The 23,158-nt window shown below is 66.4% G+C and carries 21 protein-coding genes; 11 read left to right on the top strand and 10 right to left on the bottom strand.

Annotated features, from left to right (window positions below):
- Positions 1-37 precede the first annotated feature (37 nt).
- From ON40_RS39210 to ON40_RS39200, 3 genes are all read right to left on the bottom strand, one after another.
- Complete coding sequence (locus ON40_RS39210; protein WP_040830505.1) at positions 38-580, bottom strand: DoxX family protein; 543 nt, start codon at positions 578-580, stop codon at positions 38-40.
- A gap of 123 nt (positions 581-703) precedes the next feature.
- Entirely contained in the window at positions 704-2,374 is a 1,671-nt protein-coding gene (locus ON40_RS55835; protein ID WP_083896255.1) for a TetR family transcriptional regulator, read from the bottom strand.
- On the bottom strand, positions 2,371-3,375 hold the full coding sequence (locus ON40_RS39200; protein ID WP_040830504.1) for a Rieske 2Fe-2S domain-containing protein: 1,005 nt from the start codon (positions 3,373-3,375) through the stop codon (positions 2,371-2,373). The genes ON40_RS55835 and ON40_RS39200 overlap by 4 nt, the downstream gene beginning before the upstream one ends.
- A 966-nt stretch (positions 3,376-4,341) precedes the next feature.
- On the opposite strand from ON40_RS39200, the gene ON40_RS39190 reads away from it, so the two are divergent.
- Positions 4,342-4,761, top strand: a complete 420-nt coding sequence (locus ON40_RS39190; RefSeq protein WP_051194257.1) for a hypothetical protein — start codon at positions 4,342-4,344, stop codon at positions 4,759-4,761.
- Positions 4,762-4,856: 95 nt separating this feature from the next.
- Here the strand turns inward: ON40_RS39190 and ON40_RS39185 are convergent, their stop codons facing one another.
- Together ON40_RS39185 and ON40_RS39180 are read right to left on the bottom strand one after the other, a co-directional pair.
- Positions 4,857-6,326 carry a flavin-containing monooxygenase gene (locus ON40_RS39185; protein ID WP_040830502.1) on the bottom strand — a complete coding sequence of 490 codons (1,470 nt, stop codon included), beginning with the start codon at positions 6,324-6,326 and terminating at the stop codon, positions 4,857-4,859.
- Complete coding sequence (locus ON40_RS39180; protein WP_218008949.1) at positions 6,319-7,392, bottom strand: FO synthase; 1,074 nt, start codon at positions 7,390-7,392, stop codon at positions 6,319-6,321. The genes ON40_RS39185 and ON40_RS39180 overlap by 8 nt, the downstream gene beginning before the upstream one ends.
- Before the next feature lie 796 nt (positions 7,393-8,188).
- Here ON40_RS39180 and ON40_RS39175 point away from each other — a divergent pair.
- Positions 8,189-9,001 (top strand): SAM-dependent methyltransferase, encoded by an 813-nt coding sequence (locus ON40_RS39175; RefSeq protein WP_245568190.1) that lies wholly within the window; start codon positions 8,189-8,191, stop codon positions 8,999-9,001.
- Positions 9,002-9,041: 40 nt separating this feature from the next.
- Here ON40_RS39175 and ON40_RS39170 read toward each other — a convergent pair whose 3' ends face one another.
- Both ON40_RS39170 and ON40_RS39165 read right to left on the bottom strand, forming a co-directional pair.
- The gene (locus ON40_RS39170; protein WP_245568189.1) at positions 9,042-9,707 is read right to left on the bottom strand and encodes a TetR/AcrR family transcriptional regulator; all 666 of its coding nucleotides are present in this window, start codon (positions 9,705-9,707) and stop codon (positions 9,042-9,044) included.
- Positions 9,708-9,934: 227 nt separating this feature from the next.
- Complete coding sequence (locus ON40_RS39165) at positions 9,935-11,554, bottom strand: acyl-CoA synthetase (protein ID WP_040830501.1); 1,620 nt, start codon at positions 11,552-11,554, stop codon at positions 9,935-9,937.
- A 250-nt stretch (positions 11,555-11,804) separates the two neighbouring features.
- Between ON40_RS39165 and ON40_RS39160 the strand changes: the two genes are divergently transcribed.
- Positions 11,805-12,665 carry an oxygenase MpaB family protein gene (locus ON40_RS39160; protein WP_051194254.1) on the top strand — a complete coding sequence of 287 codons (861 nt, stop codon included), beginning with the start codon at positions 11,805-11,807 and terminating at the stop codon, positions 12,663-12,665.
- 114 nt (positions 12,666-12,779) lie between these two features.
- Complete coding sequence (locus ON40_RS39155) at positions 12,780-14,003, top strand: oxygenase MpaB family protein (RefSeq protein WP_040830499.1); 1,224 nt, start codon at positions 12,780-12,782, stop codon at positions 14,001-14,003.
- 95 nt (positions 14,004-14,098) lie between these two features.
- Here ON40_RS39155 and ON40_RS39150 read toward each other — a convergent pair whose 3' ends face one another.
- A complete protein-coding gene (locus ON40_RS39150; protein WP_040830496.1) occupies positions 14,099-15,247 on the bottom strand; it encodes an RNA-guided endonuclease InsQ/TnpB family protein in 1,149 nt (382 codons plus the stop codon).
- 324 nt (positions 15,248-15,571) lie between these two features.
- Here ON40_RS39150 and ON40_RS39145 point away from each other — a divergent pair, with 324 nt between their 5' ends.
- From ON40_RS39145 to ON40_RS50780, 3 genes are read left to right on the top strand one after another with little or no spacing between them, the layout of a single operon-like run.
- Entirely contained in the window at positions 15,572-16,138 is a 567-nt protein-coding gene (locus tag ON40_RS39145; RefSeq protein ID WP_040830495.1) for a ferric reductase-like transmembrane domain-containing protein, read from the top strand.
- On the top strand, positions 16,135-17,346 hold the full coding sequence (locus ON40_RS39140; RefSeq protein WP_063713180.1) for an NADH-ubiquinone oxidoreductase-F iron-sulfur binding region domain-containing protein: 1,212 nt from the start codon (positions 16,135-16,137) through the stop codon (positions 17,344-17,346). The genes ON40_RS39145 and ON40_RS39140 overlap by 4 nt, the downstream gene beginning before the upstream one ends.
- Positions 17,267-17,449 (top strand): ferredoxin, encoded by a 183-nt coding sequence (locus tag ON40_RS50780; protein ID WP_245568188.1) that lies wholly within the window; start codon positions 17,267-17,269, stop codon positions 17,447-17,449. The genes ON40_RS39140 and ON40_RS50780 overlap by 80 nt, the downstream gene beginning before the upstream one ends.
- 753 nt (positions 17,450-18,202) lie before the next feature.
- Here the strand turns inward: ON40_RS50780 and ON40_RS39135 are convergent.
- Positions 18,203-19,396 (bottom strand): DUF5005 domain-containing protein, encoded by a 1,194-nt coding sequence (locus ON40_RS39135; protein WP_083896252.1) that lies wholly within the window; start codon positions 19,394-19,396, stop codon positions 18,203-18,205.
- Positions 19,397-19,673: 277 nt separating this feature from the next.
- Here ON40_RS39135 and ON40_RS39130 point away from each other — a divergent pair, with 277 nt between their 5' ends.
- A complete protein-coding gene (locus ON40_RS39130; RefSeq protein WP_040830493.1) occupies positions 19,674-20,567 on the top strand; it encodes an alpha/beta fold hydrolase in 894 nt (297 codons plus the stop codon).
- Between the two features lie 150 nt (positions 20,568-20,717).
- Positions 20,718-21,404 (top strand): arsenate reductase/protein-tyrosine-phosphatase family protein, encoded by a 687-nt coding sequence (locus ON40_RS39125; protein ID WP_051194252.1) that lies wholly within the window; start codon positions 20,718-20,720, stop codon positions 21,402-21,404.
- Positions 21,405-21,462: 58 nt separating this feature from the next.
- Here ON40_RS39125 and ON40_RS39120 read toward each other — a convergent pair whose 3' ends face one another.
- A complete protein-coding gene (locus tag ON40_RS39120; RefSeq protein WP_040830491.1) occupies positions 21,463-21,642 on the bottom strand; it encodes a hypothetical protein in 180 nt (59 codons plus the stop codon).
- An 18-nt stretch (positions 21,643-21,660) separates the two neighbouring features.
- Between ON40_RS39120 and ON40_RS39115 the strand changes: the two genes are divergently transcribed.
- Both ON40_RS39115 and ON40_RS39110 read left to right on the top strand, forming a co-directional pair.
- Complete coding sequence (locus ON40_RS39115; RefSeq protein ID WP_040830489.1) at positions 21,661-22,320, top strand: hypothetical protein; 660 nt, start codon at positions 21,661-21,663, stop codon at positions 22,318-22,320.
- Positions 22,320-23,114 carry an aminoglycoside adenylyltransferase domain-containing protein gene (locus ON40_RS39110; RefSeq protein ID WP_040830488.1) on the top strand — a complete coding sequence of 265 codons (795 nt, stop codon included), beginning with the start codon at positions 22,320-22,322 and terminating at the stop codon, positions 23,112-23,114. The genes ON40_RS39115 and ON40_RS39110 overlap by 1 nt, the downstream gene beginning before the upstream one ends.
- The last annotated feature ends 44 nt before the right edge of the window (positions 23,115-23,158 follow it).

Raw genomic sequence — 23,158 nt, 5'->3', positions numbered from 1 at the left:
ATACCGACCGCCGTGACCGGGTCGCGCGGGGCTCGGCTCAGGCATCGGCCGTACCGGCCTCTGTCGGTGCGGGCCGGTAGCACAGCTTCAGTAACACCCCGGCTGCTGTGACGCCGAGGGTGGCGGCGGTCGCGGCGGGACGCAGTCCGGTCCGGCCGCCGCCTCGGGCGCCGTCGATGGAGAACCTGCCGTGGCCGAGACCCGCGAGGGCTACGGCGGTTCCCGCGACCACGCCGACGTATTCCCATCCACCTTTGAATACGAAGAACCCCTTGCCGCGATGATCGGTCGCGGCCGCCACCGACATGAGGCCGACCGTCGCCGCCGCGGGCAGCGGATTGGCAAGTCCCAGAACCAGTCCCGCGCCGGCCATGATTTCGCCGACGGCGGCCAGCCGGGCGTGCGCCGCAGCCGGTCGCAAGCCGAGCGAGTCGAACCAGCGGGTGGTTCCCTCGATGCCGCCGGGGCCGGCGATCTTGTTCCAGCCATGGGAAATGAGCATCGGACCGAGAGTTGCGCGCAATGCGACGGCTGCGACGTCCACCGATCGGTCGGAGCCGGTTCGCAACGATGAGTTCATGGTGTACTCCTGTGTCGAGATGGCGGCGTCGGCTACACGCCAGAGGCGAAACTATCAGATAAAATATCTATCTATATAGATCCGCGTGTGGTGGGCGGCCCCGCCGCGTCCGCCGGGACAGGTTCAGAACTCGATGCCGATCGCATTCGATGCCGGGTAGGCGCGGCAGCCGAGGATGTATCCCTCGGCGATATCGGCCGCGTCGAGAGCGGTGGTGCTCTCCATCTCGACCTGGCCACTGACGAGAGTCGCTGCGCAGGAACCGCATTCACCGGCCTTGCACGAATAGGGAACGTCGACTCCGGCGGCGAGCAGCAGATCGACCAGGTTGACCGACCTCGGCCAGGCCATTCGGTGCTGCCGTCCGTCCAGGGTCACCTCGACCGTGGCGGCCGTCTCGTCGGTGACGACCTGTACCGGGATATCGGTGAACGGGTCTGTCGACAGCGATGAGAACTGTTCGACATGAACCTGTTTCGGCGAGACGCCCAACGCATCCAACGCCGACCGGGCCGCGTCCATGAATGGACCGGGGCCGCAGATGAAGACTTCACGATCGGCATAGGGCGTGACTATTCGCGCGACCCGACTCGGGTCGGGATACCCCTGCACCGAGTCCAGCCAGTGATGGATGACGAGACGATCCGGATACTGTGTGGCGAGTTCGGCCAGTTCGCGGGCGAAGATGACCTCGTCCTCGCTCCGGTTCGCGTACAGCATCGCGACAGTTGCCGTCCCGGCATGCAATACGGACTTCGTAATGGACATGAGCGGGGTGATCCCACTTCCGCCGCCCATCAGGAGCAGGTCCGAGTCGAGGTCGGCCGGGGTGAAGCGACCGGACGGCACCAGCCCCCGGATCACATCACCGGCGGTGACCGACTCGACCATCCAGGCGGATCCGCGGCCACCCGGGATTCGTTTGACGGTGATGGCCGGAGGTTCGCCGGCATGTGGTGATGTGCACAGCGAATAGCAGCGCGCGATCCACTCCCGTCCGACGGGTACCCGCACGGTGAGGAACTGCCCGGGCTTCCACGAGAAGGACAGGCTGTCTCCGGCGAAAACGATCGTGGACGCATCCGCTGTCTCGCGCACGACATCGACCACCTCCAGGGCGAATTCACGCCCGGCTCGGGCCGAGGTGAGTTCGGTTCCTGTCGGCATCGGTTCCTCCCGTGTCCGGTGCGCCGCCGATCCGATCAAGCCGAAAAGAAGTGACGCGATGGCGGAAACCGCCTCGCTTCGCCGCAGCGGATAGCTTCCGACATGGGTGAGGAACCAGGTGCGTTCCATCATGGCCGTGATCGCCAGCCCCAAACCGGCGGCGGAGTCCGCCGGTTCGTTCGCGAGTCTGCAGATCTCCCCGCCCAGCAGCGCGGCGATTCGGGTCTGAAGTACTCGTACCGCCTCCAGGAATTCCGGGTCGTCGGGCGCGTCCTCGGCGGATCGGATGAGATAGGCGCCGTGGCGGTCGAGGTAGCTGAAGTACCGCTGGGTCCACGCGGTGATACCCGCCAGGGATGCGGTCGTCCTGCTGTCGGCGAACGACGACGCCGTATCGACAGCATCGCGGTAGGTGGCGGTACCGAGTTCGACGAATACCGCGCGCTTATCGGGAAAGTAGTAGTAGAACCCGGCGCGGGCGACGCAAGCGCCGTCGGTGATGTCCCGTATCGACGTGCCGGAGTAGCCGCGCTGCGCAAAGGCTTCGCGCGCAGCGTCCAGGATCGCCGCGCGGGTGTTCTCCGCCTTCGTGCCCGGCATCCTGCGGGCGATCGGTTGCATGCTCATGCCGGTGCGACGGCCGCGTCCGGATCGGAGTGCGCCGTCCCCGGGTAGAAGTCGGTCGCCCACGTGCGCAGCCGCCGGAAGCCGGCGGCCTCGGAGGGGGCCAAACCCGGAGGATCCATGTATTTCTGGTGCTCCCAGATGGCGATGTCATCCGGCAGGGCCAATTTCGCCTGGGCGAGCCGTTCGTCGTGCCGGCCGTTGTCCTTGTCTATCCAGTACGTCGCGAAGATGTCCGTGGTGGTGTCGTCGACCGGTGTGGGGCAGATCGCGATGACACGGATTCCCTCGGCGGTCACCTCGCCGTTGAAACTCACGCCGATACCCGACCACAGGATTTCGATCGTGTTCGAGGTGTCCTCGGGCCGGTCCACGCCGTCGCTCCACCGGCGGCCGAATCCGACCTTGGACTGCCAGTTCGCGCCCTCGACCGTCTCGCGGAGCACGACCGGGGCAATGGACGTGTGGTGCACGAACCTGAAATGCCAAGGGTCGACGGCGTTCTCGGCGATCACCTGTGGGTGGACGTGAACTCTGGCGTGGAGCGAGCGAGCCGGTGCGGTGAGGGGAAAGTACTCGACGCGCGCCACATGCGAGCCCAGCGCAGGAAAGGCTTCGGGCACCTCCCAGCCGGGTGGCCTGCCCGCGGAATCGTGCCAGATGTAGATCGAGTCGTTGCGCTCGGTGACCGGCCATGCGCGCACCCGCCGAACCCGGTTCGGCTTGTCGTGGTAGGGGATGTGTGTGTTGCGGCCATCGCCGTTCCACATCCAACCGTGGAAGGGGCACTGAATATCGTTGTCGACGACGCACCCGCCGTGCCCCATATGGGCGCCCAGATGCTGGCAGTGAGCATCCAGGACCCGGACTCGACCGTCGTTTCCCCGGAATGCGACGAGTTCGGTACCGAAGTAGTGCAGGGCCTTGACCTCGCCGTTCGCGAGGTCGGCGGACCACGCGACCTGGAACCAGCCGGTGGGCCGAGCCGACGGAATATCGGTCATTTCAGACTCCCTTCGAGTGCCCTCTATCGTGAGTCGTTTTGACATAAATGTCAAATATGATGCCTGGATCTTGGTCGTGGGTGATGGATGCGGTCAATGAGCCTCTGTAGACGTCAGTTTGGGAAGTGTGTTGGTCGCTGACTATTCCGACAAATTCGGTGCTGGTGCACAATCGTCTTCGGCTGCGCTGGATGTGTTCCGATCGGGATCTGCCGAGCGATTCCGTGTCCGGGCGCTGATCAGAAGATCAAGCCGGACCTTGTGCAGGGCGGGCGCGGTTCCGCATCCCTCGGAATCGGCAGCAGCGGGTTCTGGATGAGCCCCAGGCACGCCGCCGCAGCGAGGAGAAGCGCGGCTTCGGCGCAGGTTGGGAGCTGCCAGTCCGCCGTGCACACTCCGACCAACTTGACGTTCTCGTCAAAAATGACATTACATAGGTTGGACTGAAATTGCGAGTAGGCCGAGCGGCAGGCCGAGAGCTGTGCATGCGACAGGGTGCGTCGCACCGCTGTGCCGCCTCACCAACTTGTCGCCCTTGTTCGGTGATGGTCCAGTGGGGTGCATCTCATTTGGTCGGACCATATTTCTGAGAAGGGTGCCTCCCGTTTCCTGTGTCCCGAGACGTCACAGTCGGGGGCAGCATCAGGTGGGTAGCCAATCTCGAGGAGGGGGACGGAGATTGGAGCACGGGCGGGTGAACCATCAACAGGAGGGGCCCGATTCGGTGATATCTGGTCTCGGCGGGGCGGCGCTGGTTCAAGTGCGATCCGGCCTCCTGAGCGATTGTTGTGTCGCAGATTCCGGCGGTCTCATGTGTCAGTGTGCGGACCCGTTCTCGGGCAGGGCAACTCGATCGAGGTTCCGCAGACTCTCTTGGTAGCGGTCGATATCGGCGCGCGCTGCTCCACGCGAAGATTTGCGGGGCGCTATCCGAATGGATCACTGGTCGCTCGGGCTGACCATGCGATGCAGTGCAGCGTCGAGCGGGTGTTCAGCGGTGTCGGGGATCCGGACGCGCTCGTCATCGCGGAATTCATGCGGCAGACGCCGCCGCGGCTGCCCGACGACCTGACCACCGCGCAGGTGGATGCCTGGTTGGAACTGGCCGAACTCGTCTCGGACACCGAATTCGAGCGCACCATGCGAAAGATGGTGCTCAGCGGCGGATCCGACTATCGGATCGACTTCGGCCTGCGGATCCGGCCACTCGTACTCGAACATGCCGGGCAGGCCGTCGAGCAGGGGATGCACCCGAATCCGATTCCGGCCGTGCGGTTCTCGACCGCATCGTGCCTGCCGACTTCGGTGCGACCGATACCGCGGCACTACTCGAACGGCTGGATCTGGTCGCCGAAACGCGAGTCGAACGGTACTGGGAACTGCTGAGCCTGATCGACGGTCGCCCGCTGGGACCCCGCGCGGTGTCGGCGTTCGCCTGGCCGGCGGACGCCGTGCGCGCCCACCGATGAGCGGTGTGCGGCTCAGCCCGCCGACGCGCGGTAGGCGGTGATGTCGAACGTCGCGTTCTGCTGGCGGAACGATGTCGCGGAGTCCGGCCACAGCAGCGTGAGGCGGCCGGTGCGTTCGTCGCGGTACCAGTTCGTGCAGCCGCCGCGGGTCCAGACGGTGTCGCGGGCCAGTTCGTCGATGCGGCGGGTGGAGGATTGCACTGCCTCGGGGGTGACCTCCAGGACCGTGTCGGCGGTGGAGGCCAGATGGTCCAGAGCGCCCAGCACGTAGTCGATCTGCGTCTCGATGACGTAGATCGCCGAATTGTGCCCCAGCGCGGCGTTCGGGCCGTCCAGGACGTACATGTTCGGGAAACCGTCGACGGTGGTGGAGGCGTGCGCGACCATGCCGTTGCTCCACCGCTCGGCCAGCGGTAGGGCTCCCCGGCCCAGGATCTGCCGGGCGATCGGTAGCCGAGTGGTGTCGAAACCCGTTGCGAACACGAGTATCTCGGGGTCGTAGACGTTTCCGCTCGCGGCCTGGACGCCATCCTCGGTCACGCGCGTCACCTCGGTCGGCTCCAACCGGACATGATCGAGTTGCAGGGACGCGTAGTAGTCGTCGGAGAACAGGATTCGCTTGCAGCCGATCTCGTAATCGGGCGTCAGCTGCCGACGCAACTCGGGGTCCTGTACCTGGCTCGACAGGTGATCCAGCGCTCGTTGCTGCAGCAGGTCGATCTCGGGATGCCGCCGTTTGCGGGCCGGGATGCTGCGCTCGGCCTCGGCGAACAATTCGTCCCGCAAGGTCGTGATGGCGGCCGGGTCGGCGGCGAACTGCGACATTTCCTCGCGGCTGTACAGGCGGTCGCCGCGGGGGAGAACGTAGGGCGCCGAACGCTGGAAGACCACGACCTCGCTGGCCTCTCCGGCCAGCCGCGGCAGGATCTGGATCGCCGAGGCTCCGGTCCCCACCAGTCCGACCCGTTTGCCCACCAGCGACACCCGGGGATTCCAGCGCGCGGAATGCCAATGCCTGCCGCGGAATTCGCGCAGATTCTCCACCTGGGGAATCTTCGGTTCGGTGAGTCGTCCGGTGGCCGCGACCAGGGTGGTGGCCGCGAAGCTGCCGCGACTGGTGTGCACGATCCACCGGCCGTCCGACTCACGCCAATGTGCTTGGCGCAGAGTGCAGTTCAGCAGCAGATGCGGTTCCAGGCCCTCTTCTCGCACGCAGGTGCGCAGATACTCGTGAATCTCCGCGCCCTCGGCGAAGATGCGCTTCCAGCGCGGATTGGGCAGGAAGGAGAACGAGTACAGATGGGCCGGAATGTCGCAGGCCACACCGGGATAGCGGTTGTCCCGCCAGGTGCCGCCGACATCGTCGGCCTGTTCGATGATCACGAACGATTCGCGTCCGCGCCGGGCCAGCTGTGCGCCCATGCCGATTCCTGCGAAACCGGCGCCGACGATCAGCACGTCGACCGGGGTGAGTTCAGACATCGGCGTATCCGGTGGTGCGCTGCCGCGCGGTGCGGCCCAGGGCCTGCGCCGCCTGTTCGACCTCGCGTGTGCTGAGGGTGAGCCCCGCCTCGGCGAAGGATCCGGGGGCGAGGCGGCCGTCCAGCAGCAGTCCGCCGAGGTCGTTGGCACCGCCGCGCAGCAGGTCGACCGCCGCGTCGAAGCCGAATTTCGGCCATGCGGCCTGGATGTTCGCGATCCGGCCGTGCAGCAGCAGACGGGCCACCGCATGCACCGCGCGCGTCTGCCGCCAGGACGGTCCGGGCAGGGAGCCGACGCCGGGCGATACCGGACCGGGAGTGAAGGGCATCGCGATGAATTCGTGGAAACCGCCGGTGCGATCCTGGATCTCGGCGAGCAGCCGGAGATGGGCGACCTGCTGCGCGGGCGTCTCGATGTGGCCGTAGACCATCGTGGAGGTGGAGAACAGGCCCGCACGATGGGCGGTCTCGATGACGTCCGTCCAGGTGCGCACCGGCAGGTCCGGGCCGCCGAGCAGACGGGCACGCACCTCGTCGTCGAGGATGCGCGCGGCAGTGCCGGGGACCGAGCCGAGCCCGGCCTCGCGCGCCGCGGCCAGGAAATCGGGCAGCGTCATCTGGTGGCGTGCGGCGCCGTCGAGCAGTTCGGGCGCGCGGAACGCGTGCAGGTGGATCGGCCCGGCCTGGGCGATGGCCTCGATCAAGGCCAGGTAGTCGTCGTCGCTGTCGGCCGGAAGCGGTCCCTGCATGCAGATCTCGGTCGCGCCCAGCTCGCGCGCCTCGACCACCAGGGCGGTGAGGCGGGCGCGGGCGGGCGCGCTCGTGCCGGATACCGCGGCGGTGTCCAGGTTTCGGTTCACCGCATAGGTCAACACGTCACCGGTGGCCTGGTGGCGTAGCAGATCGGCAGTTCGACACAGTTCGTCCAGTTCCGGCCCATCGGCACCCAGCAGCGCGACATATCCCTCGTCGGGCAGGGCCGCCGGAGTATCGGCAGCCTCGTCGAGCCATTTGCGCACCAAGCCCGCATCGGGCAAACCGGATCCGGCGACAACAACATCACCCACGAGGGCAACCATACCGCCGGGCGCCGACATGCCTCCGGACCTGGCCTGCGAGAGGTCGTCCCGACGCTTCGCCCACCGGCTCCACCTCCAGGAAACATCTCCGTCATGAGCAGGAGTGCGACGGCAATGGCGGCCTCGGAACGACCGCAGGGCAGGTGGAGGAGTTCGATCGTGCCGACGCTGGTCGGTTACCGAAGGTATCGGCGGCACCGGTGTGATCGGGGTGCTGCGCAACGGTGCCGAGCCGGCAGTCGTGCTGCGGGACGATATGGCCGCTCTCCCTGTCACCGAGCGGGCGGGTTGTCCTACCCCTGGCAGATTGATGGCGCGCGGTCACGATGTGCACACCATCGATATGCAGACCGCCGGACAGGATATGAGCGGTCCGCTCGCGGTGTCGGTTCACCGGAATCGGCGGGGTCGATCCCGAGCGTCGTGCCCAGACTCGGGCGAACGGGACAGTAGCCCAGGATATTCCGGTCATTCACAGCCCGTATTTCGTACCCGAGGACACGCTGGATACGGCGGTACGCGCGCCCGGCCGTCGCCGCGCCTGCGGGCACGAGCAACCGGACAGTTGATCGTGCGCCGAGCCTCTGTGAGATGAACTCCTCACGCGTGCAATGGTTCCGGTCGGAGGGACTGTCCGCGAGTGCGGGGCGAGCGCGCCGGATGACCGGTAGGCATCGAAGCGGGGTCGGTATGCCGGAATACGTTGGGCTACTTGCCCGCATGGAGTATATCGGCATGGGGTATATCTCCCATCGTAAAGATTCGATCTGACAAGGAGTTCGCCGTGGCCGACGGCCCGATCGACCTGCGCACCGACGTAGCGCATCCAGCCCGGATGTACGACTATTTCCTCGGCGGCAAGGATTTCTACGATGCCGACCGGGCCGCGGCGGAGCAGGCGCTACAGGATTTTCCGGCGGTCCGGGTGACCGCGCGGACCAACCGCGATTTCATGCGGCACGCCACGCGTTTTCTGGTCGGACAGGGTGTGCGGCAGTTTCTCGACATCGGCACCGGTATTCCGACCGAGCCAAATCTGCATCAGGTCGCCCAGGAAGGCGCGCCGGAGGCTCGGGTGGTGTACGTCGACAACGATCCGATCGTGCTGGCGCACGCACGGGCACTGCTGGTGAGCACCGGTCAGGGCCGCACCGCTTACGTTCAGGCCAACGCCGCTGATCCGGCCGCGATCCTGGCCGCCCCCGAGCTGACCGAGACGCTGGATCTGACCCAGCCGGTGGCGGTCTCGCTGATGGCGCTGCTGCACTTCGTGCCCGGCGACGTGTACGAGATCGTCAACGCGCTGATGGAACCGCTCGCGCCCGGCTCGTACCTCGCGATGTCGCATGTCACAACGGATTTCGACGAGGGGCCGGAGGATCCGGAGGGGATGATGCGGTTGCTGCAGGTCTACATCGATCGCGGCATTCCGGTGCGTCCGCGCAGCCGCGCCGAGGTGTCCCGCTTCTTCGACGGACTGGAACTGCTCGAGCCCGGCGTCGAGGTGATCCACCGGTGGCGCAACGACGGCATCGACCACCCGCCGAGCCATGACAAGCAGGTCTCGCTGTGGGGTGCGATCGGCCGCAAGGTCTGAGCGCCGCCGAGCGGTAGCGCCACCCTGCGCCCGATCGGCGTCAGTCCCGGGCCTCGAGCATGGGGACCAGGAAACGCTGGGCCAGGGTGGTGAGCTGGGCGTCGTCGTCCAGGTCGATGAGCTGGCTCGGGATGGCCAGGAAGGACGCGCAGACGCGGACCATCAGTTCGGCGACCATATCGGTGTCGACCGCCGGGCCGATATTGCCCGCACCCTGTTCGCGGCGCAGCTGACCGGCGACGAACTGGCGGACCGCGGCGACGGTGCGTCCCTCGTCGCGCATCAGGATGCTGACCAGCAGGTCTGGGTCGGTTTCCAGCAGACCGCCGATGAGCGAGTTGCTGCGGATGGCCCGCAACGAGCTGACGAAGCCCATCACCACCCGGTCGCCGACGGTGCTCGCCTGGCGGATGTCCAGCAGGAATTGGTCGAAATACCGCCGGAACTCCCGCAGGATCACCTGTTCGACCAGGGTGTCCTTGGTTGCGAAGCGACGGTAGACGGTGATCCGGGAGACCTCGGCGCGGCGGGCGACGTCCTCCATGGTCGAGCGCTGAATGCCCATCCGGCAGAACTGGTCGTACGCCGAATCCAGTAGGCGCAAACGGATTTCGTCGACCTCGTCGACCTGTTCGAGCGCCTCGGTGTAGGCGCGGGCGATCAGCCGTTCCGCGCCCGAGGCCGTTCCCGATTCCACCTGTGCCACGACTCCTCCTACCCGCGCGATCTCCATCCACGCCGTGCCGACAAGAGTGAGACGACAAGAGATGTGATGTCTGCCGACGGTGATCTCGCCGAATGGTACTGAGATACGACGCTCGATTCAGCGTATCACCCGGTTTGCCCGGCTCGGTGCGGTGAATACGCCGGAGCGTCGCGGATCACCTGGCGATCGCGATGCGGCGCGGGGAGAGGAGTCGGAGACCGCTCGCCTCAGCCGATGTCGAGTTGTTCGAGCTCGCGGCGCAGCAGTTTGCCGGTGGCGTTGCGCGGCAGTTCCTCGAGGAAGATCACCTCGCGCGGCACCTTGTGCCGGGCCAGATGCGTTTTGACGTAGGTCATGATCTCCTGCGAGTCGCCGGAGGTGCCCTGGGCCGGGACGACGAATGCGCGCAGTCGTTTGCCGAAATCGTGGTCGTCGACGGCCACTACGGCGGCCTCGAGTACGTCGGGGCGGTCCACGAGCAGATTCTCGACCTCGAGCGGATAGACGTTCTCGCCGCCCGAGACGATCATGTCGTCCTCCCGGCCGTCGATGAAAAGCCTTCCGGTGGAATCGAAGTGGCCCAGATCGCCGCTGCAGAGCAGGCCGTCCACGATCTCCTTGTGCCTGCCGTCGGTGTAGCCGGAGAAGCTCAGGCCACTGGAGACGAAGATCGTGCCGATCACGCCCGGTTCGGTGACCGCGCGCCGCTGCGCGTCGTAGATCGCGACCCGGCAACCCACCGGCGGCCGCCCGACGGTTCCGGGTGCGATACGCATGTCCTCGGGGGTGGCCACCGCGGCCACGGCGACCTCGGTGGAGGCGTAGAGGTTGTACAGGACCTCGCCGAAGATCCGTTCGGTGCGGCGGCTCAGGTCGGGGGACAGCGAGGATCCGGCGGCGAACACGACGCGCAGTGTCGAGGTGTCGTACCGGGACAGCACCTCCTCGCCCAGATCGACGATGCGTTGCAGCATGGTCGGCACCAGAACCAGTGCTGCGGCACCGTATTTCGCGATGTCGGCGAGGGTGCGCTCGGCGTCGAAGCGTCGCCGTCGGCAGACGATCGCGTTGCCCAGCGCCCAGCCGAGGGTCAGCTGGGACAGGCCGGTGCCGTGGAAGGTCGGTGCGGCCACGATCATGACCGAATCGCGTGGCAGCGGTATCCGATCGAGGAACTGTGCGGACTGCAATGGCGAAACCTTGTCGCGCGGAGCGCCTTTGGGCGTTCCAGTGGTTCCGCTGGTTAGAATGACGATGCCGCCCGGACGTTTCGGGGCCGCCAGCGTGCCGGTGGGATGCGCATCGATCAGGGCCTCGACCGTGCTGATCTCGCCGGACGCGGTGTCCGGGTCCTCGACCCAGGTGAGGAAGCGGGGGACGGTCGCGGGGACCTCGTCGAGCAGGCCGAGGAATTCCTCGTCGAGCAGGATCGCGCCGACGTTCTCGCGTTCGGCGACCGCGGCCAGTTGCGGGCCGCCGAATCCGGTGTTCATCAACACGATTCGCACGCCGAGCTTTCCGGCGGCCAGCAGCGACAGCATCATGCCGCGATGGTCGCGGCACAGCAGCGCGGCGACGGTTCCCGCGCCGATACCGGCCGCGGCCAGTCCGCGGGCCAGCGCGTCGGACTGCTGGTCGAGTTGTTCGAAGGTGAGTGTGCCGCGTTCGTCGATCAGCGCATTCGATGCTCCGCGGGTGCGCCGCGCGTGGCGCAGGACGGTCACGAAGGGCCCGTAGATTCCCGAGTCATGCACGGTTCGTATCAGCTCGACGGGGTGCTGAGGTTCGACGACACCGCGCCGGAACAGCACGGACAGGGCCGCGAAGGGCTCAGCGATCGCCTTCACCGCTGCTCTTGAACCTGATGGTGCCCTCACTTACCACTCCTGAACGATCGCTAAGCATGAGTGAATTCACCTGTTTATCAGCATGTTACTGCCGTATCCGCGTTGCGCGGGTCACAATAGGCGAACAAGAATGTTGAGTAACTTACAACATCGCTCACCGGGCCGCGAGCCCCACTCGGGGTGCATTGTCAGGCGTTGTCCACGCTGACATGATGTTGTGAAAATCGTCTCATCGACTCGTGGAGCATTCATGTCTCTCCCCACCCGATTCCTGCGTCGGCACGATCCGGCCGACGACGCACCGGCCGACCGGAGGCGGTTCATGGCCGGTCCCGCGGCACTGCTCGGCGGCCCGGCGAACGTGATCATGCAACTGGGTCTGGCCCCGGTCGGCCGAGGTGTGATCGAGAGCAAGGTCGAAAGCGGCCGCTTCGATCTGCATCCGCGCAAACGCGGCCGCACGACCCTGACCTACCTGGCCGTGGCCATGCTCGGCACCGACGAGGATCGCGCGATCTACCGCGCGGCGGTGAACACCTCGCACCGCCAGGTCCGCTCCGACGCGGACAGTCCGGTGGCCTACAACGCCTTCCACCCCGAACTGCAACTCTGGGTCGCCGCATGCCTGTACCGCGGCACGGTGGATTCGCTGAACTTCCTGTACGGCGGTATCGACGACGAATCCGCCGACGAGCTCTATCGCGAGGCCGCGCGATTCGGCACCACACTGCAGGTGCGCCCGCAGATGTGGCCGTCGGATCGGGCCGCGTTCGCGCAGTACTGGGATACGCACGTGGGCGAGATGTCCTTCGACGACGAGGTGCGCCGCTACCTGCTCGAGCAGGTCGTCGATCTCGGGCCCTATCCCAGGTTCGAGCAGATCCTGTTCGGGCGGGTCAACCGGTTCTTCACCACGGGCTTTCTGCCGCAACAGTTCCGGGACGAACTGGATCTGCCGTGGGGGCCGGTCCGGCAGCGGGCGTTCGAGGTGGTGATGCGCGCGATCGGTGCGGTCTTCACCGTTCTGCCCGCGAGCTTCCGGCTGTATCCGTTCGAGACGTACCTGCGCGAGATGCGGGCGCGGCACGCCCAGGGCAAGCCGCTCGTCTAGTGCGAAAAATCCGGTTCCTCGGCTTGTGATGGCAGACACAGTGTGCTGATATAGAGATACGCAGATGCAGACTTTGTATCTCTGTATCAGTGACTCGACGAAGAGGAACGTGGCATGGATGGAATCGGACTCAACAGACGTGACGCGTTGCGAGTGGGCAGCGGCTTCGTGGGAGCCGCGGGCGCACTCGCACTAGGGGCGCGAACGGTCCGGGCCGAACCCTGGACCTGGTCGCCCAGCGGATCGGTGCTCGGCAGTGGCCAGGGCGCGGACCCGATGACGGTGTGGGACGCCGAGGCGGATCCGGTCGTGGCCGATGTGATGGACCACGCCGATGTGCCCCAGGTCAATCGGCTGCTCGCGACCTGGATCAAGAACGATCAACCGATTCCCGCGGGGTTGCCGAAGAATCTGCGCGACTTCATGGAGTACGCACGCCGGCTGCCCTCGTGGGCCGATCCGGGCAAGCTGGCCGACTCGTTTCAGTTCCAGCAGAAGCGCGGAACCTACCTCGGGGTGCTCTACGCGTTCGCCAGCGGCATGATGTCGAACGTCATCCCGCACGAGGCGCTCGCGGTGTACTACTCCCGAGGCGGGTCGCACCTCAAGGAACGTATCGCCAAGACCGCGAAGTTCGGCTACGACATCGGCGCGGTCAACGCCTACGCCCCCGGCGGGGAAATGATCGTGACCTGCGTCAAGACCAGGATCATCCATGCCGCCGTGCGGCATCTGCTGCCGACCGCGCCGGTCTGGCCCAAGGGGCACACCCCGATCAGCCAGGACGATCTGATGGTCACCTGGCACAGCCTGGGCACCAGCATCATGCGCGTGCTGACCGAGTGGAAGATCCCGATCCCGGCCGCGGAATCGGTTGGGTACCTGCACAGTTGGCAGCTCGCCGGGCATCTGCTCGGCATTCGCGACGAGTACATCCCGGTGTCGTGGGATCAGGCCGACGCCCAGGCCGCGCAGGTGCTGGACCCGATCCTCGAGCCCACGCCCGAGGGCCGGTGGCTGGCCAACGAGCTGTTGAATCTGGGTGCGGACCTGGATCTGACCCTGCTCAGCCGGGGGATCCTGGGCGCGTTCACCCGATTCATCCTGGGCGACAAGATCGCCGACGAGCTGAACGTCGCGCGGGAGCCGGTCTGGGGACCGCTGCTGCAGTTCAGCTGGGGTCCGTTCCTGGCCGTTCGGGAAGGCATCCTCGGCGTCGTGCCGCCCAGCAAGGACGCCTACTGGATGTTCGACGAGTTCCTGCGCCAGTTCACGATGTGGTACGTATCCGAACTGCGGATGCCGCTGAGCATCGAAATCCCGCAGACCAACCGGTAATTCACGATTCACCGGAAACGGTGAACGGGTTCGGGTGTGCGGAGAAAGACAGATCTCTTAACGGTTCTCCCGCCTTCAGGCGGGAGATTTCCAGCTCAGACCGCAACCGAATCATCCACCCGGAGGAGGTGATCCGCTTGTCTGACGTCCTCGGCACTGACGTGGCCCCGTTCTGCCACGGCCAGAATCACTCTGGCAGCGTTCCGATCCCGACTGTCGGCGTAGCCGCAGTCCTGGCACCGGAAGTTTCTCTCGTGCAGTTCCAGTCGCTTGGTTCTCGCGAAGCATTGGCTGCACGTCATGGTTGTGTATGCGGGCCGGACCATCACCACCGTCCGCCCGGCCCGCGTGGCACGCTCGATAAGTTCACGCTTGGCCGCACCGATCGCGGCGTCAGCGGCGTTACGTGCAAGGTTGGATTTCGCCAGGAACCTTGGTTTGAAGTCCTCGACGGCGATCAGGTCGTGGTGGTCGACAACGCGTTTGGCCCAGACCCGCGAGTCGTGCACGGTTCGGCGGGCAGCTTTCTTCGTCAGCCGGGCAGCATGTCTCCTGGCCTCCAGGTATCCCCGCGACTGAGGGCGGCCTTTCCGGTGACGCCGCGCCATCTTGCGTTGCGCCTTCGCCAACTCCGCAGCGCATCGTCTGCGGTGGCGGACATGAGGGAGATCGAAGGCGGGATCGGTGGTGGTCGCAGTGGTGCTCACACCCCAGTCGATCCCGATACTGCCCTGGCCGCACGGGCGGGCCGTGATTTCGCGGCGTACGACGAACGAGGCATACCAGTGTCCGAGACTGTCCCGGTTGACGCGGACCGACGTCGGCTCGGACGGCAACTCCCGCGACCAGACCACCGGAATCGCGGTGCCCTTGGGCAGGATCAAACGGCCCTTACGGATCGAGAATCCCCGCATGGTGTACTCCAGCGACGGCAGGGAACTCTTGCGGGACTTGGTCTTCGGGCGACCACGCCCCTTCACGGTGAAAGACTTATCCAGCGATCGCGCGTAACCGCGCAGCATTTGCTGTTGCGTGACTTGGGAACCTTCACGCAGCCACGGCATCGTCGCTCGCGCGCGGGTCAGCAGCTTCCCGAGCCGCGCGAACGTTGGCTTCTGCCCGGACCTGTCCTGGTGAACTGCCTCGTTCCACAACCATCGACAACGCCCCCATTCGGCCAGCAGCGCTTTCTCGGCGGTGCATCCGGGCCGAAGCCGGTACGTGTACCGCACCACCTCATCCATTCGAACATGCTATCGAAAGAAATGGTCGTGCGGCACAAACGACACACCCGTCTATGTCGCTCCGCTGTAAACAACGGAGTATCCGAGGCGGATGCCCGATGAACAACAGTCCGAGTCTGCGGCGAATTCGTCGAGTCGCGGCCGGGATCTCCGTGGCCGCGATTCTGGCGATCGCCGGACTGACCGTCGAAATAGCCTGGGAGGAAGGTACTTTCAGCCTCGCGGTTACCGAGGCGCCCGGCATCTGCGAGAGCTGCCGCCGTCCTGGACGCCGACGCCATCGGTGCAGAACATGCTGGACGAGCGGGCGCGGCGGCGTGCGTCATGACCAGTCCGTGGCTGTGGTACCTGTCGCGGGCGGCCGGTGTCGTCTCCCTGATCCTGCTCACGCTCGTCGTCCTGCTGGGACTGCTGACCACCGCGCATCCGCGCCCGCACAGTGCGGCGATGGCCGTGGCGATGGGAGTGCATCGCACACTCGCCCTCGGCATGACCGTCTTCCTGGCGGTGCACGTTCTGACCGCCCTGGTCGACACCTACGTCCATCTGGGCTGGTGGTCGGCGGTCGTGCCGTTCGCCTCCGGATATCGCCGCGAGTGGGTGGCGTTGGGCGCCATGGCATTCGACATCCTGCTCACCCTGAACCTGACCTCGCTGCTGCGCCATCGGCTGCCGGTGCGAGTGTGGCGGGCGGTGCACTATCTGTCCTACGCGATCGCGCCGCTCGCGGTCGTGCACGCACTGACCACGGGCGCTCCGGACAATCCGGTGCTGCTCGGGGTCGCCGCCACCTGCGCGGCGGCCATGGTGGCCGTCGCGGCATGGCGCTGGCTCGGCCGCAATCCCGATACCCGCCGCCGTGCGCAGATCGCAGCACAGGAGTGGTCATGAGCGCACTGTCCGAACTGCTGCTCGACGCCGGACTCACCGGACGAGGCGGCGCGGGATTTCCCACCGGCGTGAAACTCGAACTGGCCGAACGTCATAACGCCGAGCTGATCATCAATGCCTGTGACGGCGAACTCGATTCCGGCAAGGACGCCTGGGTCGTCGCCCACCATCTGCCCGAGGTGCTGGAAGGCGCACGATATCTCACGCGCAGGCATATGAGGATTGCGGCGCATCGGGATTCGGACACTCTCGCGGCGTTGCACGCGGCGCGGGTGGACACCGTGGTCGTGCCGCGCCGGTACGTCTCCTCGGAGGAGTCGGCGCTGACCCGGCTGGCCTACGGCGGGCCGGCGCGACCGCTCATGCGCTCGGAGCCGGTCACCGCGGGCAGCCGCGATCCGCACGGCCGACGACTGCCGCCGACACTGGTGCTGAATGCCGAAACCGTGTGGCGCGTACAGCAGATCATCGAGAACGGGCCCGAGTGGTTTCGCTCGTACGGCACGGCCGAGGAGCCGGGACCGCAGTTGGTCACGCTCGCCAACGGGGTGGGCTCGCCCGGTGTGCATCCGGTCGAGGCAGGGATGAGTCTGCGCGAGATCCTCGATCGCGCAGGCGGACTCACCGTGCCGATGCAGGCGGTGTGGGTCGGCGGGCTGGGCGGTGGATTTCTGTCCGCTGCCGATGCCGAGGACGCACTCTGGTCTCGGGAGAGCCTGGCGCGGTTCGGGATTCGTCCTTCCGTCGGGACGTTGCGGGTCATCGAGGCGGGGATCGACCCGTGGGGTGACCTGCTGGAGGTGCTGGCCTACGCGGTCGGGGAGTCGGCCGGACAGTGTGGGCCCTGCATGTTCGGGTTGCCCGCATTGCTCGAGGATCTGACGAGTGTACTGCGGCCGCGTCCGCCCGTCGGCGCGGCCGATCGTCTCGCCCGCAGGCTCGAGCAGGTGACCGGCCGGGGTGCGTGTGGCTATCCCGACGGTGTCGCCGGATTCCTCGGCTCGGCGCTCGAGGTGTTCGGCACGGCCGCGCCCCCCGCCGGAAGATCGCTGCCCACCCCATCCTCAGGACGACCCCATGTCACCGATGAACCGCCTACTCGGCACCGCCGCACCCTCGGATACGAGCGTGCTCACCGTCGATCGCATCGCCTGCACCGGACACGGGATTTGCGCTCACATTCTGTCCGGCGCAATAGATCTCGATGACTGGGGATATCCGATCCTCCGCGATGTCGCCCCCGATCAGGGGCTCGCCGCCGAGGCCATCAAACTCTGCCCGTCCCGCGCGTTGCGCTGGCAGCGGCGGTGAAATCCGCGCCGATCGGCGCGGTTCGTAGTGAACAGGATTCCGGCCGAGAGTCGGTCGCGAAGACAAGGAGTGCACGAATGGATTTCTGGGTCGCGATTCAGAACATGCTCAACCAGTTGGACCTGGGGTCCGCCGGGATCGGCAGCGCCACACCGGTGGCGTTCGCGGAATCTCGAATCCCGCGGTGAGTCGGGCGGACTCGGGCCGCGCGCGATATCCGTCCGGCCCGATCCGCTGCACATCGACTATGAAATACACTGCGCCGCTGTAGGTGTCGGCCGGTATTGGCGCCGACAGTGAATCGGTGCGCTGCCCATCGGCGAACGAGTCGTCGGAAGACGTTCCGGAATGCCGACGAGGAGTCGAGAGGGGGATCGGTGGGTGGCGTCTCCTCAGCGCTTTTGTCGGCCGTGCATCCGGACGGCTTCCTGGTTCTTTTCGGGGGAGCTGGACGCAGGCCCTCGAGTAGTTCGACCATCGTGCGGCCCATGGCATTTCGTGCCTGCTGGGCGAGGCCCGCGAGTGTGGCGTCCCAGGGGGAGTCGACCGAGCCCGCGGTGCTCGCGATCATGGTCACGGTTCGTTCGTCGACGAGTTCGAGGACCGCGCGAAACAGCGCCTGCTTATTCGTGAAGTGGTGGTAGACCCGGACGCGGAGGTCCTGCACGGATTGCGTCTGCTGGATACTCACGACACGCAGCGCGTCACATGGGATCGTGCGTGAGATATGTTGCAGCACTGCGGCTTACGTGGCTATCCGCAGGCGTCCCGCGCAGACCGGGGCGAGGCGCTGCCCGCGTCGTCGAGTGTCACCACGATGAATCGGGGACGGTAGATGCTCGCGTGGCGGTACACCTCACTGCCGGGGGCGGTGTCCAGGCTGTTGACGTTGTAGGAGACGACAAGTCTCGTGGGGGTGGAGAATTCGGGGTGGATATGGGCGTTGTAGGCGTAGACGGCGGGATCGTGGTACGAGCCTGAGCCGCCTGCCTCCGGTGTCAGGTAGAGCGTGACGGCGGGGCCGAACGGGCCCATCGGGGTCGGGGCGTAGCGGGCGGTGATTCGATTGCCGAGTGCACCGTCCTGCATGGTGATCAGCTGATACGCATTCGCCCGGAGGCGGTGGACGGAGAATTCGGCGGAGACTCCGTCGGCGATCCGCGCCGAATCGGATTCGGAATCCGACCATCCCCGGCCGGTCCAGTATGAGAATCGTTGCCGCAGATCGGTTCCCGCGACGCGTGCGATGTGAAGGTACTTGCGGCCCGCGACCGGTTCGATGCCGTAGACGTACGTCAACGCACCCTCCTGCTGCACCCACTGCCCCCACTGGATGCCACGCGAGCGGGGCCACGGTGTGATCGACGCGGGTTCGTGCGGGTCGTCCGGGTTCAGGCGGGCCAGCGCCGAGCCGACGAAGGTGACATCGAGTGAACCCGGTCCGGCCGAGCGCCATTCGGTCAGCGGAATCTGGAGTGCGCCATCGAGATACGTCGCCGCGCCCAGCCAGAACCAATCCGCTGGATCCGGCGGTGAGAGAAGCGAATCCGGTTGCGCCACAGTGCCGCCCACGATGGTGGACAGGTGCCCCTCGGCGTCGCGGACGAGCAGGGAGTTGTGTACGAATCCGGCGTCGGCCGGACGGCTCGGCGGGGTGATGGGCGGCAGGAAAGTATCGGAGAACGCGAACACCTCCCGGCCGCCGGGCAACGCGGTCGACCAGGTCGAATCCCCGCCGGTCCAGCCGTGTCCGGAGTTCCCGTACGCGGTGAGGGCGTCATCGAGGCAGGTGAGCGGGCGTGCGTTCGCGACAGCGGGTGCGGGATCTCGGGGAGGCGGCCACGGTGCGAACAACCCGAGCCCCACGGCCACGACGACAACGACTGCGAGCAGTCGAACTGCGGCCCACGGCACGTGCGGCCGGGACCTGCGAGCGGATCCGCTCACCGGTCGGAACCCGAGACGTCGGTCGGGTGCGCGATCGTCACTATCGTTCCGGTCGGTTCGGAGGTTGCCAGTGCCCGGCGGCCGAAATTACGGTGTCGGTTAACACAGTTCACTACCTCCCGAATCGAGGCCGAAGATTGTCGAAACCAGTGGCGAGAGTACGGCCGTGCGGGAGGGCCGTGACATCCGGGCAGGACGAGTTCGGCGCTGCGGGGCTCGGAGCGCCGGCGAGCGGCGGATCGGCCCGCCGCGGCACGGCGCATGCGGCGGTCCTGGCGTGAGCGCGGCGGCCGGGCGGCGGACCTTCGACCTCGATGACGTCCGTATCCATGCGCTGACCTGGGGAGATCCGAGTGCGCCGCTGGCACTGTGCCTGCACGGATATCCGGACACCGCGTGGACGTGGCGGCATCTGGCGCCCCGGCTGGCGGACGCGGGGTACTACGCCGTCGCACCGTTCACCCGTGGGTACGGGCCGTCCGCGATTCCCCGCAACGGTGACCTCTCGGTCGGCGCACTCGTCGCCGACGCACTGGATCTGGTCTCGCTCGTGGAATCCGACGACGCGGTCCTGATCGGCCACGACTGGGGTGCGATCACCGCGAACAGCATTGCGGCGATGCATGATTCACCGTTCCGCCGGATCGTCGCGCTGGCCGTGCCGCCACTGGGCTGCCTCACTCCCGCGCGCGGTCGTCTCATCGAGCAGATTCCGCAGATCCTGCTGCAATCCGTGAACAGCTGGTACGTCATGGTCAATCAGCTTCCGGTGGTGCCGGAGAAGGTGTTCGATCGGATGACCGCATTGCTGTGGCGGGTCTGGTCGCCCGGCTACGACGCGAGTGTGGATCTGCGCTACCTGGCCGAATCCGTGCAGGATGCCGCGCAGCGCAGCGCGGTCATCGGCTACTACCGGAGTTTCGCACGGCCCCACCGTCTCTCGGATCGGCACGCCGCCTTCCAGAACTACGTGCTGGCCCCACCGCAGCAGCCGAGTCTGCAACTGCACGGGCTCTCGGACGGATGTCTGCGACCACAGTTGTTCGATGCCGTCCGCGGCAGGTTGCCCAGGGGCAGCCGCATCGTCCCGGTGTCCGGGGCCGGGCATTTCCTGCACCTCGAGCAGCCCGAGGTGGTCGGCGATGTGATCTCGGAGTACATTTCCGGGTGAAAAATTTTCTGCGCTAACTGTTTTCGCAGGGCCTCGGTATCGTGCGGCTTCGTCGGGGGTACGGCCGTTCGTTGCTGGAAGGTTCAACCGGATTCATCATGAGTTCGGTTGCCGCCGCAGTGCGCCGGTGCGATCGTAAATATCGTGGCCATGCCCGAACGGACCCATGGGGCCGGATACGCCGAGATCACTCCGGCCTACCGGTTACTGGACATCGTGCAGAGCACGGCGCTGGGCCGCGCAGAACGACGGCTGTGTTGCGAGTTCACTATTCTGTTCGAGGCCAACACGATTCACGAATACCTCTACGATTCCTACGCCGAACTCGGGACGCAGGCGTCGGTGCAGTTGTATCTGCCGCTGCTGGCCGAGCGTTTCGCCCGGCAGCGGCTGTACGCCCGCGCCCGCGTCGAGGGACGGATCGAACACGCCATTCCGGTGGTGCTGTTCCTGTGCACTTTCAATGCCGGGCGTTCGCAGATGGCGCTGGGCTTCTTCGAACGCTATGCGCAGGGACGCGCCCTGGCCTGGTCCGGCGGCTCCGAGCCGAGCGGCGGACTCAATGCGGCGGCGGTCGCGGCGATGGCCGAGGCGGGGATCGATATCTCCCACGAATTCCCCAAGAGCTGGACCGACGAGATCATTCGGGCCGCCGACGTCATCGTGACCATGGGCTGCGGGGATATGTGCCCATTGGTGCCGGGCATCCGGTACGAGGACTGGATCGTGGACGATCCGGCCGGGCTGTCGGTGGCCGAGGTGCTCCCGATTCGCGACGAGATCGGCCGTCGCGTCCGCGATCTGCTGGCGAGCCTGGATCTTCCGGTCGCCTGCTGATCCGGCCCGGGGCTCCAAACCTGCCCGATGACGTTGCCGGGCCGAGATATTCGCCCTCTCAGGTGGTCTGATCCGAACTGTCGCTGCCCGATTCGAGTTCGGCGACTCGCTCGTGCAACCGGCTGCGGATCTGATCGGGTGTGTAGGAACGTCGTTTGCGCTCCGCGCGCACGATCACCACTCCCGTCGCGGCGACGCCCGCCGCGCCTGCCAAACCGAGTACCTTCCACCAGCGCATGTGCCTAGGCTACTGGGTATGGCGGAGACGAGCATCCACCTGGACCGGGCACTCGAGCTCACCAGGACCGGGGATCTGTGGTTGTTCCGGGGGCATTCGGCGGCGGACCGGGCGATTCGGATGACCACGAACAGTCCGGTGAATCACGTCGGCATGGTGATCGCGATGGACGATCTACCGGTGCTGATCTGGCATGCCGAACTGGGCAGGTCGCTGCCGGACATGTGGTCCGGCCACCATCAGCGCGGCGCGCAGCTGCACGATCTGCGGGATGCGGTGCTGGTGTGGGTGAATCGCTACGGTCAGCGCGCCTGGCTGCGTCAGCTGGACCGTCCGGTGTCCGCCGAGATGGAGGATGCCGCGTTGCGCACCGTGGCCCGCCTGGACGGGCTGCCGTTCCCGTCGACCTCGACCCTGGCCGCCCGCTGGTTCGGTGGCCGGTTGGCCCGGGTGCGGGGGAGAAAACGTGCGGCCCAGCAGGATTCGCCGCCGGGACAGGATCTGCGCAGCGCCTATTGCGCCGAGATCGTGGCCCTGACCTATCAGTCGATGGGGCTGCTGCCCGAGCGACGCGCGAATTGGTATGACCCGGGCCGATTCTGGAGTGGAGACACCCTGCGGCTGAACGAGGGGTACCACCTCGGCGGCGAGATTCCGATCGACGTTCCGCAGAGCTGATGACCGGTCTGCTCGCCGATCCGCAGGCGGTGCCCGTCGAGGTGCGGCCGTATCTGACCGAGCTCGTGCGGCGAACGCGCGAGGTCTGCGGATCGAGTCTGGTGAGCGTGTTCGCCGTGGGATCGATTGCGCTGCAGGACTATCGGCACGGCCGCAGCGATATCGATGTCACCGTCGTGGTCGATCCGTCGCTGCCGGGACCGGTGGTACGGGAGCTGGCGGACTCGCTCACGGACCAGACCTGCCCCGCCACGGGTCTGGAACTGGTCCTGTACGACGCCGACTTCGCCGCTCGGTCGTCCGCTGAGGCGGGATTCCGGTTGAACCTGAATACCGGGCCGCTGTTGCGATATCACGCCACCTACGATCCGTCCGGGGCACCCGCGTTCTGGTTCGTCATCGATCGGGCTATCGGGTATCAGTCGGGGCGGTTGCTGTTCGGCAGGCCGGTGCGGGAGGTGCTCGCCGCGCCGTCGCACGAGGATCAGCTGGCCGCGGTTCTGGACTCGGTGCGCGACCATTCGCGGGGCGTGGGTCATCTGGCCGACAATCGGATCCTCAACGGTTGCCGCGCCGTCGTCTTCTGCCGGACCGGTCGGTGGGTCGCGAAATATGCTGCCGGACAGATGCTCTCGAGCTCGGAGCCGGAATTCCGGCCACTCGTTGACCGTGCGCTGCGCAGTGTCGAACTCCCTCGCTCGCAGGCATGGGACCTGCCTCAGGACGAGGTGCGCGATTTCCTGGACCGGGTGCGGGAAATCGTCGAGCGAACCGTCCGGAACGCGGACGGGTGATCAGCGCAACGTACGTTGGCGACCCGTCCTGAGCACCCACAGTG

The organism is Nocardia jiangxiensis NBRC 101359 (assembly GCF_000308615.1).
GTDB classification, from domain to species: Bacteria; Actinomycetota; Actinomycetes; order Mycobacteriales; family Mycobacteriaceae; genus Nocardia; species Nocardia jiangxiensis.
Note: the sequence above shows the minus strand (reverse complement) of the source record. Positions and strands in the feature narration are given on the sequence as shown.

Coding starts and splice junctions, on each gene's coding strand:
- ON40_RS39210 (WP_040830505.1), bottom strand. CDS start 580: ATGAACTCATCGTTGCGAACCGGCTCCGACCGATCGGTGGACGTCGCA.
- ON40_RS55835 (WP_083896255.1), bottom strand. CDS start 2,374: ATGAGCATGCAACCGATCGCCCGCAGGATGCCGGGCACGAAGGCGGAG.
- ON40_RS39200 (WP_040830504.1), bottom strand. CDS start 3,375: ATGACCGATATTCCGTCGGCTCGGCCCACCGGCTGGTTCCAGGTCGCG.
- ON40_RS39190 (WP_051194257.1), top strand. CDS start 4,342: ATGCAGTGCAGCGTCGAGCGGGTGTTCAGCGGTGTCGGGGATCCGGAC.
- ON40_RS39185 (WP_040830502.1), bottom strand. CDS start 6,326: ATGTCTGAACTCACCCCGGTCGACGTGCTGATCGTCGGCGCCGGTTTC.
- ON40_RS39160 (WP_051194254.1), top strand. CDS start 11,805: ATGTCTCTCCCCACCCGATTCCTGCGTCGGCACGATCCGGCCGACGAC.
- ON40_RS39155 (WP_040830499.1), top strand. CDS start 12,780: ATGGATGGAATCGGACTCAACAGACGTGACGCGTTGCGAGTGGGCAGC.
- ON40_RS39150 (WP_040830496.1), bottom strand. CDS start 15,247: ATGGATGAGGTGGTGCGGTACACGTACCGGCTTCGGCCCGGATGCACC.
- ON40_RS39145 (WP_040830495.1), top strand. CDS start 15,572: ATGACCAGTCCGTGGCTGTGGTACCTGTCGCGGGCGGCCGGTGTCGTC.
- ON40_RS39140 (WP_063713180.1), top strand. CDS start 16,135: ATGAGCGCACTGTCCGAACTGCTGCTCGACGCCGGACTCACCGGACGA.
- ON40_RS39125 (WP_051194252.1), top strand. CDS start 20,718: ATGCCCGAACGGACCCATGGGGCCGGATACGCCGAGATCACTCCGGCC.
- ON40_RS39120 (WP_040830491.1), bottom strand. CDS start 21,642: ATGCGCTGGTGGAAGGTACTCGGTTTGGCAGGCGCGGCGGGCGTCGCC.
- ON40_RS39115 (WP_040830489.1), top strand. CDS start 21,661: ATGGCGGAGACGAGCATCCACCTGGACCGGGCACTCGAGCTCACCAGG.
- ON40_RS39110 (WP_040830488.1), top strand. CDS start 22,320: ATGACCGGTCTGCTCGCCGATCCGCAGGCGGTGCCCGTCGAGGTGCGG.